At 53.6% G+C, this 15,459-nt stretch carries 15 protein-coding genes; 11 read left to right on the top strand and 4 right to left on the bottom strand.

What is annotated here, in order from left to right:
- Positions 1-3 precede the first annotated feature (3 nt).
- The 6 genes from GSF01_RS27645 to GSF01_RS27620 are packed head-to-tail and all read left to right on the top strand — an operon-like array spanning position 4 to position 5,739.
- Complete coding sequence (locus GSF01_RS27645; protein ID WP_159888487.1) at positions 4-1,095, top strand: ABC transporter substrate-binding protein; 1,092 nt, start codon at positions 4-6, stop codon at positions 1,093-1,095.
- A 52-nt stretch (positions 1,096-1,147) separates the two neighbouring features.
- Positions 1,148-2,245: an ABC transporter ATP-binding protein gene (locus GSF01_RS27640; protein ID WP_159888486.1), complete on the top strand. Its 1,098-nt coding sequence runs from the start codon at positions 1,148-1,150 to the stop codon at positions 2,243-2,245.
- On the top strand, positions 2,238-3,083 hold the full coding sequence (locus GSF01_RS27635) for an ABC transporter permease (RefSeq protein WP_159888485.1): 846 nt from the start codon (positions 2,238-2,240) through the stop codon (positions 3,081-3,083). The genes GSF01_RS27640 and GSF01_RS27635 overlap by 8 nt, the downstream gene beginning before the upstream one ends.
- Positions 3,084-3,092: 9 nt before the next feature.
- Positions 3,093-3,866 (top strand): ABC transporter permease, encoded by a 774-nt coding sequence (locus tag GSF01_RS27630; RefSeq protein ID WP_159888484.1) that lies wholly within the window; start codon positions 3,093-3,095, stop codon positions 3,864-3,866.
- Positions 3,867-3,908: 42 nt separating this feature from the next.
- Positions 3,909-4,661, top strand: a complete 753-nt coding sequence (locus GSF01_RS27625; protein WP_159888483.1) for an HAD family hydrolase — start codon at positions 3,909-3,911, stop codon at positions 4,659-4,661.
- Between the two features lie 28 nt (positions 4,662-4,689).
- Positions 4,690-5,739, top strand: a complete 1,050-nt coding sequence (locus GSF01_RS27620) for a lactonase family protein (RefSeq protein ID WP_159888482.1) — start codon at positions 4,690-4,692, stop codon at positions 5,737-5,739.
- 60 nt (positions 5,740-5,799) lie between these two features.
- Here GSF01_RS27620 and GSF01_RS27615 read toward each other — a convergent pair whose 3' ends face one another.
- Positions 5,800-6,699: a LysR family transcriptional regulator gene (locus GSF01_RS27615; protein ID WP_159888481.1), complete on the bottom strand. Its 900-nt coding sequence runs from the start codon at positions 6,697-6,699 to the stop codon at positions 5,800-5,802.
- A gap of 116 nt (positions 6,700-6,815) precedes the next feature.
- On the opposite strand from GSF01_RS27615, the gene GSF01_RS27610 reads away from it, so the two are divergent.
- The 3 genes from GSF01_RS27610 to GSF01_RS27600 all read left to right on the top strand — a co-directional run bounded on the left by GSF01_RS27610 (position 6,816) and on the right by GSF01_RS27600 (position 9,494).
- Positions 6,816-8,054: a YbfB/YjiJ family MFS transporter gene (locus GSF01_RS27610; RefSeq protein ID WP_159888480.1), complete on the top strand. Its 1,239-nt coding sequence runs from the start codon at positions 6,816-6,818 to the stop codon at positions 8,052-8,054.
- Between the two features lie 65 nt (positions 8,055-8,119).
- Positions 8,120-8,965, top strand: coding sequence for an alpha/beta fold hydrolase (locus GSF01_RS27605; protein WP_201305499.1), 846 nt, complete (start codon positions 8,120-8,122; stop codon positions 8,963-8,965).
- A gap of 31 nt (positions 8,966-8,996) precedes the next feature.
- Positions 8,997-9,494: a DinB family protein gene (locus GSF01_RS27600; protein WP_159888478.1), complete on the top strand. Its 498-nt coding sequence runs from the start codon at positions 8,997-8,999 to the stop codon at positions 9,492-9,494.
- Between the two features lie 110 nt (positions 9,495-9,604).
- Here the strand turns inward: GSF01_RS27600 and GSF01_RS27595 are convergent, their stop codons facing one another.
- From GSF01_RS27595 to GSF01_RS27585, 3 genes are all read right to left on the bottom strand, one after another.
- A complete protein-coding gene (locus tag GSF01_RS27595; protein ID WP_159888477.1) occupies positions 9,605-10,063 on the bottom strand; it encodes a YtxH domain-containing protein in 459 nt (152 codons plus the stop codon).
- A 69-nt stretch (positions 10,064-10,132) separates the two neighbouring features.
- Positions 10,133-10,408, bottom strand: a complete 276-nt coding sequence (locus tag GSF01_RS27590) for a GlsB/YeaQ/YmgE family stress response membrane protein (RefSeq protein WP_159888476.1) — start codon at positions 10,406-10,408, stop codon at positions 10,133-10,135.
- Between the two features lie 261 nt (positions 10,409-10,669).
- The gene (locus GSF01_RS27585; protein WP_159888475.1) at positions 10,670-11,575 is read right to left on the bottom strand and encodes an AraC family transcriptional regulator; all 906 of its coding nucleotides are present in this window, start codon (positions 11,573-11,575) and stop codon (positions 10,670-10,672) included.
- A gap of 118 nt (positions 11,576-11,693) precedes the next feature.
- Between GSF01_RS27585 and GSF01_RS27580 the strand changes: the two genes are divergently transcribed.
- Positions 11,694-14,267 carry a glycoside hydrolase family 2 TIM barrel-domain containing protein gene (locus GSF01_RS27580; RefSeq protein ID WP_159888474.1) on the top strand — a complete coding sequence of 858 codons (2,574 nt, stop codon included), beginning with the start codon at positions 11,694-11,696 and terminating at the stop codon, positions 14,265-14,267.
- Between the two features lie 24 nt (positions 14,268-14,291).
- Positions 14,292-15,446 (top strand): glycoside hydrolase family 88 protein, encoded by a 1,155-nt coding sequence (locus tag GSF01_RS27575; protein ID WP_159888473.1) that lies wholly within the window; start codon positions 14,292-14,294, stop codon positions 15,444-15,446.
- Positions 15,447-15,459: the final 13 nt, after the last annotated feature.

The following is a 15,459-nucleotide window of genomic DNA, read 5'->3' as shown; positions in this document are numbered from 1 at the left end:
CTGATGAAGAGAAACGTAAGTTTGTGTAAAATGCTTGCATTGTCGTTAATTGTGCTCTTGCTTGCCGCGTGCGGAGAAAGCTCTGCATCTCCCGATAAGGACAAGCCTTTTGCCGGTAAACAATTAAATGTACTGTCGTGGGAAGGATATCAGGAGCCGGAATGGGTCGAACCGTTTCAGAAGCAGCACGGCGTCAAGATCAATGTCACCTACGCGGGAAGCGTGGACGAGATGTTTTCAAAAGCGGCCTCCGGCTCGCTTCATTACGATTTGATCTTTATGGATGGCGGCTCCGTTAGCCGGTACAACAAACTGAAGCTGATTCAGCCCATTGACGTTACCCAATTAAAGCATTACGGCGAGCTCATATCGAACATGAAGAGCATCAATGACAAACATATCGTGTCAGGTGGACAATCCTTTGCGATTCCGTTTGCCTGGGGATCCCTTCCTCTAGCGGTCAATAAGGATAAAGTGAAAGAGCCGCTCACCTCGTGGTCCGCCCTGTGGGACAGCAAATATAAGGGGAAAATTGCGACCATCGACGATGCGAACAATCAGGTTGCGACCACCGCGCTTATGCTCGGTTATCCCGATCCCTATAATCTCTCGGAGGAACAGCTCGCCGAAGTAAAGAAGAAGCTGATCGAGCAGAAGCCGCTGGTCCGTTCCTATTATTCCGGTTTCGAGGACGGCAAAAACCTGATGGCAAGCGGGGAGGCTTGGATTCTGTTTACGCAGGGCCCGACGATGGTGACGGATCTTAAGGATCAGGGCATGAACGTGGAAGAAGTCATTCCGAAGGAAGGGGCGCTTGTATGGATCGATAATGCCACAATCGGAGCGAAAACGGAAAACCCCGAGCTGGTTTACAGCTATATCGACTATTTAATCTCTCCCGAGGTCCAAGCCCAGTTGGTCAAGAAAACCGGCTATGGCGGGGTCAACGCCAAGTCCGTTCAAAAGCTTTCGAATGAAGAGGCGAAAAAGTCCCACATGGACGATCCGTCCTATTTTGACAAACTGGTGTATGTTGCGTTCCCCGAGAGCTTTGAAAAACGCGTCAAGCTTTGGAATGAAGTGCGGGCACAATAGAGGGCTGCTCATAATGGCTAGGATCAAGATCCTTACAGGGAAGGTAGGTTATATGGAAAACAACCAACACGTCGTACTCGAAATGGAAGGCGTAAAAAAACAATATGGCTCCTATACCGCAATCCAGCATTTGGACCTCTCGATACGAAGGGGGGAGTTTTTCTCCATCGTCGGACCGAGCGGATGCGGAAAAACGACCATATTGAAAATGATTGCGGGATTCGAATATCCGACGTCCGGATCGATCAGGATAGCCGGTAAGTCATCGGACAGGCTGCCCCCGCACAAGAGAAACGTCAATACTGTTTTCCAAAATTATGCTTTGTTTCCGCATATGAATATTTATGATAATGTGGCTTATCCAATGCGGATCAAGAAAATGGGTAAAGCGACTATACAAAAGTCCGTCATGGAGCATCTCGATATGGTGGGAATGGCCCAGCATGCCCATAAGGCGCCCCAACAGCTCAGCGGGGGGCAGAAGCAGCGGATCGCGCTGGCCCGGGCTATGATTTCCAGACCCGATATTTTGCTTCTGGACGAACCTTTGTCTGCTCTTGATTTCCATCTTCGTCAGGATATGCAGCGAGTGTTGAAGCAGCTGCAGCGTGAAAGCGGTATCACCTTTGTATATATTACTCACGACCAAGGGGAGGCGCTTAGCTTGTCGGATCGGATTGCCGTCATGAATCACGGTATTCTGCAGCAAGTAGACTCGCCTGCGGTCATCTATCAGAAGCCGGCTACGAAATTCGTTGCAGGCTTCATCGGGAAGACGAATATTTTGAAAGGCGTGTTCGATGCCAAGCGGTTGTTTGTCTTATCCTCCGGGCGGACCGGCTTCCGCATACGGGACGAGGGAGCCTATGAAGCCGGACATGAATTTTATATTTCGCTACGACCGGACAAAATCAGGTTTTCCAGCAAGGACGAGAGCTACGATAACTGCATACGCGGAGCTGTCATCGCCGACGTGGCGTACTACGGGTCCGAAAGGGAAATGATGCTGAATACCGAGGAGTGCGGGCCCCTGCTGGTCAAGCTCCACGAGCATGATTCGGCAGACTTGACAGTCGGAGAGAAGGTAGACCTTTATTTCCGTTCCGAAGACGTCATATCGATCCCGATAAGCGGTGCCGACTATGAATAACAAAACGATCATGACCGGCCTGACGCTCCTATGGGTTGCGCTGTTTATCCTTATTCCGATCGGTATAATGTTCGCATATAGTTTCTGGTATGTGGAAGATTTCAAGATTGTGAAGGAGGTGACGTTCCGAAACTACGAGGAAGTGATGTCGAACGGCACCTACCTCGCCATTTTGTGGAAGACGATCAAGTTAGCCGCTCTAATGGGGCTGCTGGCCACCTTGATCAGTTATCCTTTAGCTGTATTCGTTCATTTTCACGGAGGAAGGCACAAAGAGTTTCTGTATATGGCGGTTCTCGCGCCGCTGCTCGTAGGCTATTTGATCCGGGTTTACGCTTGGAGATCGATATTAGGCGAAAAGGGCGTCATCAATTCCATCTTGAATATAACGGGGATATTATCCGAGCCTACTGACAAGCTTCTGTTCAACAATTTTTCGGTTGTCGTTACGATGCTGTGCATTGCGATTCCGTTCACGTTCATACCCATATACAATGCTCTGGAGAAAATCCCTGCTTACCTGTTGAATGCGGCGGCGGATCTCGGTGCGAACGCGCGGCAGACGTTTCTGACGGTGCTTCTGCCGCTAAGTCTCCCCGGTATCGTAACCGGTTTTATGTTTGCCTTCATTTCGGCATTGGGGGATTATATGACACCATCGCTCGTTGGCGGAACTTCCGGCATATTGATCGGGAACTTTATTCAATCCCAGTTCGGAAACAGCTTCAACTGGCCGCTCGGTTCCGCACTCGCCATCGTACTTCTGACCATCACCCTTATAGTTATCGCCACATCCCAGAAACTGGGCGATGTAAAGGGCGTCATCGAAGAAGGGTAGGGAGACGACATGAAAATAGGGAAGCTCTTGCTTGTTGCATTCGTTTGTTTTGTCTTTTTCTTTATGTATTTCCCCATAGCGGTAATCGTCCTGTTTTCCTTCAACTCGGGTAAAGTATCGGCGTTTCCGATCGATGGATTTACGCTGCATTGGTATGCGGAGCTCTTCCGGGAACCGAAGCTGTGGCTTGCCGCCAAAAACAGCCTGATCGTCAGCATTCCGTCGGTCATCGTCAGTACCGTATTTGGAACGATGGCGGCATTCCTGTTCCAACGACATAAATTTCCGGGACAAAGCTTCTTGCAAATGGCCATCCTGATGCCTTATGTGCTTCCTGGCATTTTGACGGGCATCTCTTTAACGTTGCTGTTTAAATTGCTGAATGTGCCTTCGTCGCTATTGACCGTTGTTGTGGGCCATACCGTTCTGATTACGCCATTGATCATGATTATGACCATGAACCGTTTGAAGCGCTTTGACAGGTCCATCGAGCTGGCCTCCATGGATCTTGGTGCGAGTCCTTTCACGACATTCTTCCGAATCACGCTGCCGAATATCAAGGGAGCGATCATCGGCGGCATGCTGCTCGGCTTGACCATCTCCTTCGACGAAGTGATCGTGACCTTCTTCCTGATCGGTACCGACAACACGCTGCCGATGCAGATATGGTCGATGATTCGTTACGGGTTCTCGCCGCAGATCAATGCCATTTATTCCGTCATTATCGCCGTTACACTGTCTGTCGTGTTCTTCGCCAACCGGAGGAAGAGCACCCAAACGTAAGACGCGCCACATAAGACTTACATAAAAGGAGGAAATTTGAGCATGACACAAAGGATCGTATATTTTGGCGAAACAGCGGCCAAGATCAAATGCGTTGCCTTCGATAAAGACGGGACGCTGTTCGATGCGGTCGGGTTCTGGCACTATATCGATAATCTGCGAAAAGAAGAATTCGTCTCCCGGGTCGGACGCGAGCATCACCAAGCCTGGAACAAATTGATGGGGACTACGGAAGAGTCGGTCGATCATCAGGGCGTTCTGGCAGTCGCCTCCATGCAGGAAGAAATCACGATGACAGCAGGCCTTATCTATCAGTTGAAGGGCTGGCCGTGGATCCGGTGCAAGCAGTTGGCCGAGGATATTTTCAAAGGGGCTGATTCGAAGCTTGAGATTGACAAAGCTTTCCAACGGGTGGAAGGAGTTCCGGACATTTTCCATACATTGAGAGAGGCGGGAATCCGTACCGGCATTCTGACTTCCGATGCTTCAGCCCGCACTGAAGCTTGCATGCGCCTGCTGGATATTGCGGACCAACTGGAATTTGTCATTACGCCCGAAAAGGTCAAGAACGGAAAGCCTTCTCCCGATATGGTTTATCAAGCATGTGACATTCTGGGCATCCAGCCGTCCGAAATGGCTGTCGTCGGCGATTCACTGGTCGACTTGAGCATGGCCAAAGCCGCAGGCAGCTTGGCGGTCGGCATCATCACCTATGAAGGCTCCTCCGAAGTGCTCGCACCCGAGGCGGATGTTCTCATCCGTTCGCTTACTGAGATTCGAGTTGACCCTTCCTAATATGTTGTCGAAATCGGATGTGGCGGATTTGTCCAACGGGAACAAATTAACGGTTGCCATCGGTTCATATGGAACAGCGGAGCAGGAAGCTATACATGTTTATAAGTTTGATACTAGCCGGGGGACACTGGAGAGGCTTGGAGGAATTGCAGGAATCGAGAATCCGTCGTTTCTTGCGATTGGCAAAGATCGGTGTCAGCTGTATGCGGTAAGCGAGAATGGTTCCGGTGAAGTTGTATCCGTGAAAGCGGACGTTTCAGGCCGGATGCTTTCCGAGCTGAATCGCCAGCCTTCACATGGTGCGTTTCCTTGCCATCTGACCGTCGATCCGTCGGGAGAATGGTTATTGGCGGTCAATTATGAGGGTGGCAGCCTATGCGTTTACCCTATTGAGAAGGATGGGCGGATAGGCCGTCCCTCCGATCAAGTGCGTCATGCCGGAAGAAGCGTGAATCCGGCAAGACAAGGCTCGCCGCACCCTCATTCCATCATTGCGGTTCCGTCCACATCCTTTTACTTGGTATCGGATCTCGGGACGGACCATATTTATACCTATCGTCTTGACAGAAAGACGGGAGCACTGGAATTGCATGGCCGGATCGGGGTGGTACCGGGTTCCGGACCTAGACACTTGGCCGTACATCCTACGAAGCCATGGATTTATTCGATAGAGGAGCTAAGCTCGTCCGTCACCGTGTACCAGTTCGAGATGCAGACCGGGCAGATGAGGCCGATCCAAGCGATCTCCACTTTGCCAGACGGCTACACGGGGGAAAATACTTGCGCCGAAATTGCGGTATCCTCAGACGGAGCGTTTGTTTATGGCTCCAATCGGGGACATAATAGCATCGCAAGTTACAAGATTGACGAGGACGGTAGATTGGCCTTACTGGGACATACCGCTACAAACGGGGAAACGCCCAGACATTTTGCGCTGGTACCCGGAGGGAAATGGTTGTTAGCCGCCAATCAAGACACCGACTCGATCATCGTTATGAAAATCCATTCGTGGGGAATACCGGAGTTGACAGGACAACACTATGTTGTAGAGAAACCAAGCTGCATACAACTATTTTAATAGGAACCATCTACTGAACAACAAGAACGGAGCCACGCCGGATTGCGGGCTCCGTTTTTGTTATGAATTCCGCAATATCACAGATTCGCGGATATCTCTAATGGCATTCATTAGCAATAATGCTGCCTTTCCCAAGAAGTTTTTGTCTTTATAAGCCATGCCTATAGTGACGACAGGATGCAGGTCGGCCAAAGGTCTGATGACTGTTGAACCTGCCTGTTCCAGACCGTTGTACATGGGAACAATCCCGACGCCGAACTCTGCCTTTACCATTTGTTGAATTACGAATAGACTTCCAACCTCGATGCAAGAGAAATGGTTTTGTCCGGTTGGATAAATCGCCGTTTCCCAGAGCTCCCGATAGATGCATGTCGGTTCTTTGACCAGAACGGTTAGCCCTGCAAGGTCGCTCACCGTGATCCTATCTTGATCGGCTAAGGGATGAAGTATGTTTAGCATGATCCCTAATCTTTCCTCGATCAGTGGCTCAAACTCTAACATGAGGTTCGCCGATGGAGCCGAGCAAATGCCGAAGTCCAGTTCGCCTGCCTGAACCCTCTCTGCGATTGATCTGCTTCCGCTTACTTCCATGGTTAACTTCACCTTCGGTCGAGTCTTGCAAAAATCGGCTATGACGGTCGCTAGCTGCTGGCTTGCGAGGGGCTCGATCGCGGCAAAACGAACGGACCCGTTATCCCCTGTTGCGATATCGAAGACGGTTTGCCTCATGGATCCAATCGACTTCAGCAAAGCCAAGGCTTCCTGATAGAGCCATCGGCCGGCTTCAGTCAAGATCACGCGTTTGCCGTCGCGTACAAATAAAGAAACGCCCAGATCGGCTTCGAGACGTTGAATCTGGAGGGTTACCGTAGAGGGAGCATACTGGAGTTCCTCGGCGGCTTTCTGAAAATGACCAAGACGCACGCAAGCCTCAAAGGTCTTTAAAGCTCGAATATCCATGGTTATCTCCTTTACTTTAAAAATAATGAATCATTTATTCGAATAATTCAATTTTACAAAAATATACCAAGAAGCTACACTAGGGTCAACAAATAATTACAGAGGAAGATGGGGTTGTGGGAACAAAATCTGCATTCAATGGGATCACTCTATGGGCATCGCTTTTGTTTGTCGTCATTCTTGGTTTTTCCCGGCTCTCCTATGGCATGTTCTTGCCGGGAATACAGAGGGTAATTGGAGGAAGCTACGGACAGCTCGGCCTATTAGGCACAGTCAACTTTATCGGTTATTTGGTCGGGACCTTGTGTCTTTCCCCGTTGATCTCGCGGTTTCCGGACCGCAAGCATGTCATCAATCGAATGATATGTGTTTCGCTCGGCTTGGCTATGGTCGGCTCGGCCTTTAGTCACCATTACACCCAACTCGGGCTATGGCGGTTCACAATAGGCTTGTTATCGGCCTTCGCTACGGTGTTAGTCCTATCCATTGCAATGGATGCCGTTCGACCGGCGGAAAGAGGAGTGGCATCGGGTCTTATATGGCTGGGCGGCTCGGCCGGTATTCTAGTGACGGGTTTATTCGCCCCGATTACCATTGATCCTTCTCACTTGCAGGGGTGGCGATATGCTTGGGGGGCCATGGGCGTATTCGGCGTAATTGCCGCGTTCGGTTTCGAGTTCGTCACCAAAAAACAGGGAACTGTAATAATACCACCGCCGATGGAAGGCAAGCCACGAGAGCAAGAACGCGTTAATGGGTATGATCTTCTGCTGAACCGTAAGAAGCTCTTGTTCCTGATCGGTTCTTATTTCTTCTTCGGATGGGGATATATTATCTATTTCACGTATTTGATTCCTTATCTGGTGAGCAAAGGCATTCCGTCCCTCTATTCCGGGTTGATCTGGTCTGGAATCGGATTGGCGGGTTTATTTAACGGATGGATCGGAGGCAAAGCGATTGACCGTTGGCCGAGCGGGTATACGCTTGCGTCGGGGTTAACCTTGGGGGCGATCGGTGTGAGTGGCGTAATCACGGATCATCTATTTTTTACAGCATGGGGGGCTATCACGGTTGGGTTGGTTTCCTTTATTACTCCGCCGCTGATGACAACTGCGCTTCTTCAGCGTCATGTCCCTCCTAGCGCCTATGCGGCATGCCTTAGCATAGCCACTGCCTTTTTTGCCTCTGGCCAGATTATCGGTCCCCTTGTTGGTGCCATGGTGATCGAACGGTACGGCTTGCAATTCGGCGTGGCATCCAGCGCAATCTTTATGACGATAGCCGCTGCGTTGGCTGGATTGTACGGACATCAGCAACGAAAGCTTGAGAACCGTAATTTGCCTGCCAGCGGTTGAAAAAATAATAAGTGACAATAGCTGTCACCATTAACGAATAAAATGGAGATGGGAGAGAATACATGATGATGAATTCCCGCGAAGGCGGTTCGGCCATGAGAAAATACTTTCATTCGGGGAAGCTTCGGCTTTCCTACCTGGATTTTGGCGGAGGCAGCGAACGAACGCTTGTTATGCTGCATGGGTATATGGCCAATGCAAGGTCATTTTCGGAGTTGGCCTTGCGATTTAGAGACTGGCGGGTTATTTCTCTGGATCAACGAGGGCACGGTTGGAGCGATCATCCTGCCGGGAATGAATACGCAAGGGATGATTACGCGAAGGATATCCTGAACCTCGTTCGGTCGGAGCTTGGGGGTGATCCTATCACCATCTTAGGTCATTCTTTGGGCGGATTGAATGCTTATCAATTCGCGGCCCGTTATCCCGAATTAGTGAAAGCCATTATCGTCGAGGATATCGGCGCTGAGATTAACGCTGATTTCTCCTTTGCCGATAAGCTTCCCATCCGGTCGGCTTCTTTAAAGGAACTGAGAGAATCGCTTGCAAGCGCAGGACTCCGTGCTATTGATTATTTTGCCGAAAGCGTGTTTGAGGATGAACTAGGTTGGGGATTCCGAACGGATCTGAAGGGGCTGCGAGTATCTGTTCCTCAATCCAATGGGTTGTGGTGGGATGACTGGTTAGGTTCTAGCAGCCCGATCCTGCTGATTCACGGCGGGAAGAGCTTCATTCTTGATACGGAACAGGCGAAACGTATGGAACAGCGAAGACCTAATACTAAGCTTATCGTGTTCGAATCATGCGGCCACGGTGTCCACACCGATGATTTAGACGGTTATTTTCATGCGGTAAACGAGTTTCTTACCGAACAGCAGCCCATGGAAATAGACAAAAGGAACAACGCTTAAAGCGAATGATAACCAGGAAAGGGATGAGGAGATGTACGTTACAGTTAAAGATTGGATCGCCGAATGGAAAAACGAGGCTGTATTGACCCAGAAGGTGTTGGACGGGCTGACCGATAAAGCGCTCTTGCAGCAGGTAGATCCGGAGGGGCGTACGTTGGGGAGGATTGCGTGGCATTTTGTCACGAATATCCCGGATTATTTAACTGAATTCGGAGTCACGGTAGCGAAAGTGTCAAATCCAGACGAAGTGCCGTCTGCCAAGGAGATCGCGGAGACCTTTCATGAGGTAAGCTCTCATGTAGTCGAAGCTCTTGAGGAGCACTGGACGGACGACTCGTTGAAGCAAATCCAAAATGCGTTCGGACGAATGGAGTCCAACGCGACGATCTTCATGGGATTGATCAAACACATCGTCCATCATCGAGGTCAGGTGACCGTTCTGATGCGCCAAGCGGGGGTTCCTATTCCTGCCGTATATGGCCCTTCCAAGGAAGGCTGGGTGCAGTTAGGGCTGACGCCGCCGCTATAGGGGTTTCAGCATAAACGAAGGATCGTGCGGAGAACAACGACAAAACGGCAAATCGAAAATCGGCAAAAAACCTCCGCGAGGGAGGTTTTTTGTCAGCAACGGATTCGTACTTACGAGCGGGCATGCTCCGCCATACGGTTAGCATTGCTGGAAGCTTGATCTGCGGCCTTATGAGCCATGGATACAGCTTTGTCCGTAGCTTCATGAGCTTTATCCGAAGCTTTATTCGTCATTTCATGGGCTTTGTCAGCTGCACGCTCGGTCATTTCCTTTGCTTTATCCGCCGCGTTCTGCGCCGAATCGGCAATCCGCTCCGTCATGTCCTGAGCTTTATCCGCCAAGGTGCTGCTGTGCTCCTTCACGATCTGAACCGTTTCGGCCGCTTTGGTCTTGCATGATTCGACCAGATCGGCTCCCTTGGATTGAAGCGTCTGGAAGCGGTCCTTCAGATCGCTTCTCAGCTCGCGACCCGTCTTAGGGGCAGTCAGCAGCGCAATCGCCGCTCCCGCAAGACCTGCTACTACCGTACTCATAAACATTCCGCCGCGCTTTGTTTCTACTGAACTCATATCTCTCAGCTCCTCTTGATTTAGAATATATGCATATCCGTCTACGTCTAGGAAATCATCCGGCAGCCGTTAAGCTGCGTTGCGACCGAAGCCGCGAGCGACCAGTCCGAGCAAGAAAACGAACAGTGCAGCACCGATTATCGCAGGAATGACGGCAAAGCCTCCGATGACAAGTCCAAGGTCGCCGATTCCAAGCTGACCGAATAGCCAAGCGCCAATCCAGGCTCCAACGAAACCGGCAATCATCGAGCCGATGATTCCTCCGGGCATGGCGCCAGGTGCGAGAGCCGATCCGATAGCTCCAATTACGACTGCCATAATCAGTGTAATTAGCAGGCCTATCATGTCTTTCACGCTCCTTGTTTTGGTTATTGACTTGCTTGTCTACTTTTACCCGAGGCCATTCGGGGTGAAACAAAGGCAGCTGGAGAGGGGTCGTCGTACGGGAGGGGAAGATGACCGTCAAGGATGATAAGAACGAGATAAGGCCCGAGCTGGCGGAGGCTTGGGTGCGGGCCCCAAAGCGATAAAGCCGTATCGACAGGATAAGTCCCGTCGGTACGGCTTTTCTTCAAGCTATCAGGGAAGAGGGGGACGAAGCGGGGATCAAACCCGGGAGCCCGACGTCTGTCTGAACTTGTTGGGGGTCAGACCGACATGCTTCTTGAACAGCTGGCAAAAGTATGAGAAGTTGCCCAGCCCGATCTGGCCTCCGATCTCCTGGACGCTGAGGTCCGTTGTCCGCAACAGCCAGCAGGCCTGACGGATGCGACGGGCCGTTACGTATTCGGTAATCGTGCTTCCTACGCTCTGGCGGAACAGCGCCGAGACGTGATTCGGCGACAGATGGATGTCCTGGGCAAGCCGGTCCAGCTCGAAGGGCTCCGTATAATGGGCTTCCACCCAGCTCATGATCTGTTCCGCTGTAGACAGTCCTTGACGGCCTGCGCCGGAGAGCCGCGCTTGCTTGCGATCCCCGGCAAGTCCGGAAGCCGCTTGGGCATGAGATTTCAAGCGATGTAGAAAGGCGGTTAGAAACAAGAGCTGCTCCTCCAGCAGATGCTCGGCATGCTTAGCCGAGGCGGCCTGCAGCCGGCCGGCATAATCCCGAAGCAACTCCTCCAGAGCAGGGATGTCCGGGATCTGAAAGGACTGCCATGCCTGCGGGTCTTTCCACAGCGAGCGAAAAAAATCGCTTAAGCCGGGAAACGGACCCAGCGACTGCTCAAGCACGACCGGCTCGAAGACAAACATCGACCGCACGTACCGCTGTTGCGGCAGGTCATGGATACGGATACGATGCAGCTGGAAGGGGCGGAAGCAAAGAATCGTACCGGGAGATACCTCGATAAGTTGTTGTTCCATTACGACGGTACCCTTGCCTTCGTGAATGATCAGCAGCTCCATGCCCTGGTGGGCGTGGTAGATTTCCTGAAACTCAAACGTGCGGTCCTTGAAAAAAGAAAGCTGAACCGGATGCAAGTTCAGATTCATATAATTCATCGTCTTCATCAGAGGTTGCCTCCATCGTAATATAACAACATTTTATCATAAGCTGGCTAAACTATTTGAGCGTTTTTTTTGCTAGGATGAAGATAGGGTGTACGAAAGACGAAGGAGGAATACAGCGATGACAGAGCGGAGATTGAACGAAGGCTGGGAGCATTATCGCGGAAGTCTCGGAGGGATCTGGGAGGTTTGGCGTGCCGATAAATTGCAGAATCACTATAACGTGCCCTGGGAGCCGATAACGCTGCCGCATACGTATAACGGCCTCGACGTGATGGACCCGGACGGGAAATACTATCAGGGACCGGGCTGGTACCGAAGCCGGCTGGAGGTGGATAATCCGTTTCCGAAGGGACGGACGCTGCTGCATTTCGAGGGAGCTGGTCAGCGCACCGATGTGTATGTCTACACGGAGAAGGTCGGCTCGCATCTCGGCGGCTACGACGAATTCACGGTAGATATCACGGAGGCGGCCCTCCAAGCCAAGGGGATCGAGCGCTATGCAGGACGGGTGCCGGTCGCAGTAGCTTGCGATAACAGCCGGGAGCTTGAGACGATCCCTTCGGATGCAAGCGATTTCAATCTGTACGGGGGCATATACCGGTACTTGAACCTGCGATACGTCCCGCAGATTTCGCTGGCTGAGGTCCATGTGGAGACCGATGTGAACGGTCTAACCGGACCGGCAGAGGCCGGAAGCGGCCGCTGCATTGTCAGGATCAAGGCGAGTCTGTATAACCCCGAGGGGGTCAGCGGCGAGGCGAAGCTGACGATCCTGCTGAAGGATCGGGAAGGGCGACGCATCGGGATAGCAGAGAACACCTGCGAGGTATGGGAAGGGCAGCGCGAGATAGCTGCGCTGGTCATCGAGCAGCCGCAGCTCTGGTCCCCGGACGACCCTTACCTGTATACGTGCTCGGTGACGCTGCAGGTGGAGGATGGCACGATGGAAACGGTGGAACGCTTCGGCGTGCGCACCTTCGAGTTCGTCAAGCAAGGTCCGTTCAAGCTGAACGGCGAGAGGCTGCTGCTGCGCGGCACGCACCGGCATGAGGACCATGCGGCGGTAGGAGCGGCGATGACGGAGGAGCAGATCCGCGAGGAAATGCGGCTCATCAAGGAGATGGGCGCGAACTTTATTCGCCTCGGCCATTACCAGCAATCCCGGATCGTGCTGGACCTGTGCGACGAGCTCGGGATTCTCGTGTGGGAGGAAATCCCTTGGTGCCGGGGCGGCCTAGGCGGACCGGATTACCGGCAGCAATGCAAGGATATGCTGACCGCGATGATCAGCCAGCATTATAATCACCCGTCGGTCATTTTATGGGGACTCGGCAATGAGAACGACTGGGAGTGCGACTTCGACTACTTCGATCAGGAAGAGATCCGTGCGTTCATGAAGGAGCTCCACGAGCTGTCGCACCGGCTTGATCCGAGCCGACTGACTGCCATCCGCCGCTGCGAGTTCTGCAAGGACATTATCGATGTGTATTCGCCATCCATCTGGGCGGGCTGGTACCGGGGCGTCTATACGGATTATGAATCAAGCAGCCGGACGGCCTTCGAGAACGTCGACTCGTTCTTCCATATGGAATGGGGCGCGGATAATCTGGCGACCCGTCATGTGGAGAAGACGTTCACCGGGTTTGAATTCATCCAAAGCAGCGGGGAGGAGACGGATGAGCGGGACGGGGATTATTTGCTGACGGGCGGCGAGGCTCGCATGTCGCGTGACGGCGACTGGTCGGAGACGTACTTCTGCGAAATGATCGACTGGTACTTGAAGTCGCAGGAGCAGATGGACTGGCTGACGGGCGCTGCGCAGTGGGCGTTCAAGGACTTTGCCACGCCGGTGCGGCCGGATTCGCCGATCCCGTACCTGAACATGAAGGGCATCGTGGAGCGGGATCTGACGCCGAAGGAAGCGTACTATGTGTTCCAGTCGTACTGGGCGAGCAAGCCGATGGTGCGCATCTACGGACATTCGATGCCGGTACGCTGGGGCGGAGCCGATGAGCTGAAGCAGATCAAGGTATACTCCAACGCGGATGAGGTCGAGCTGTTTCTAAATGGGGAAAGCCTGGGCGTCCGCAAGCGGGATTCGCAGAACTTCCCGGCGGCGGGCCTGCGCTGGGACACGCTGCTGACGGCCGGCGAGCATCAGGTGCGCGCCGTAGCCGTGAAGGACGGCGTCACAGTCAGCGACGAGCTGAGCTTCGTGTATCAGACGCAAGTCTGGGGCGAGCCTGCAGCGCTGCAAATGACGGCCGAGCCCCAGTCAGACGGCCGGGTCTATGTGGAAGCGCGGGCGGTAGACGCGCACGGCGTGTTCTGCCCCGACGCGGCGCGATTCGTGCGCTTCGGGCTTGCCGGCGACGGCCGCCTGCTCGACAACCTTGGCACGATCCGCGGCTCCAGGCTGGTGCAGCTTGCGGGCGGCCGGGCGGGCATCTATGTGAACCCGCGGGGCGGACTGCCTGCCGGGATAACGGTACGGGATTTCGTAACCGCCGGCGGACCGGCGTCGTCGCTGACTCCGCTGCGTACGGAAGGGAGCGAAGCGGGCCGGCAGGCGGGTCTCGGGCTGGATGGCGCTGCAGAAGAGGGCGGTACAGCCCCGGCTCCCCGGGTATCCGTTGTCAGCGCGGCTTGCGAAGGAATGGCTACGGCGTGGGTGACAATTACGGCCAACTAAACCGATTATGGGAGGCGCAGGGATATGAACGGGATTACGTATACAGAGAGATGGAAGCAGGCGGACCGGTTAGAGGACATTTTACCGGAGGTATGGACGGCACTGAGGGAGAAGGTAGACCGGATGATCGTCCAGCTGGGGGACAAGTCGCCGCATGTGGCCAAGGACGACGGGATTTACGACGATATGAGACTCGACTGGTGGACCTCCGGCTTCTGGCCGGGCATTCTGTGGATCATGCATGAGATGACGGGGGAAGCGCGGTATAAGGACGCAGCCTGGGGCTGGGACGAGAAGCTGGAGCAGAAGATGGGGATGGACAATAACTTCCACCATGATGTCGGCTTCCAGTTCCTTCCTACGGCTGTGATCAAATACAAGCTGACGCAGGATGCGGATGCTAGACGCCGCGGCCTGCAGGCTGCGAATTTCCTGGCGGGACGCTTTAATTTGAAGGGCTCGTTCCTCCGGGCGTGGAATCAGGAAAAAACCGGCTGGTCGATCGTCGACTCGTCCATGAACCTGTCCCTGCTGTTCTGGGCAGCCGAGGAGATCGGCGATCCCCGGTTCGACCATATCGGCCGGGCGCATGCGGACACGGTCGCCGGCAAGTTTATCCGCGAGGACGGCTCGGTCAACCATATTCTGAGCTTCGATCCGCAGACCGGGGAGCTTATCGAGTCGCTGGGCGGGCAGGGCGCCGGTCCTGACTCGGCCTGGAGCCGGGGCGCGGCTTGGGCGCTGCACGGTATGGCCAACACGTATCGCTATACAGGGGATGTGCAGTATCTGCATGCGGCCCAGCGGGTGGCGCATTATTTTCTGGCGTGCCTGCCGGAGGATGCGGTGCCTCACTGGGATTTCCGCCCAGAGGGCGGACTGGAGGGCGAGCCGCGCGACACCTCGGCGGCGTCCTGCGCCGCATCCGGCTTGCTGGAGCTGGCGGAGGCGCTGCCGGGGGCGGAGGGCCAGCTTTATGCCCAGGCGGCCCGGCGCATCCTGCTGTCGCTGACGCGCAGCTACGCCACATGGGACCTTCCCGTGCATGAGGCGATCCTGCTCGAAGGCACCGGGCACAAGCCTGCGGGTCAGAATGTGAATGTATCGCTGATCTACGGCGATTACTATTACGTAGAAGCGCTGGCCAAGCTGATGGGCTGGAAGACGCGCATTTTCTAAACCGGCCGGCTAC

Source organism: Paenibacillus puerhi (genome assembly GCF_009846885.1).
Classification (GTDB): Bacteria; Bacillota; Bacilli; order Paenibacillales; family NBRC-103111; genus Paenibacillus_G; species Paenibacillus_G puerhi.
The sequence above is the reverse complement of the archived record's forward strand: the minus strand, read 5'-3'. Positions and strand labels throughout refer to the sequence as shown.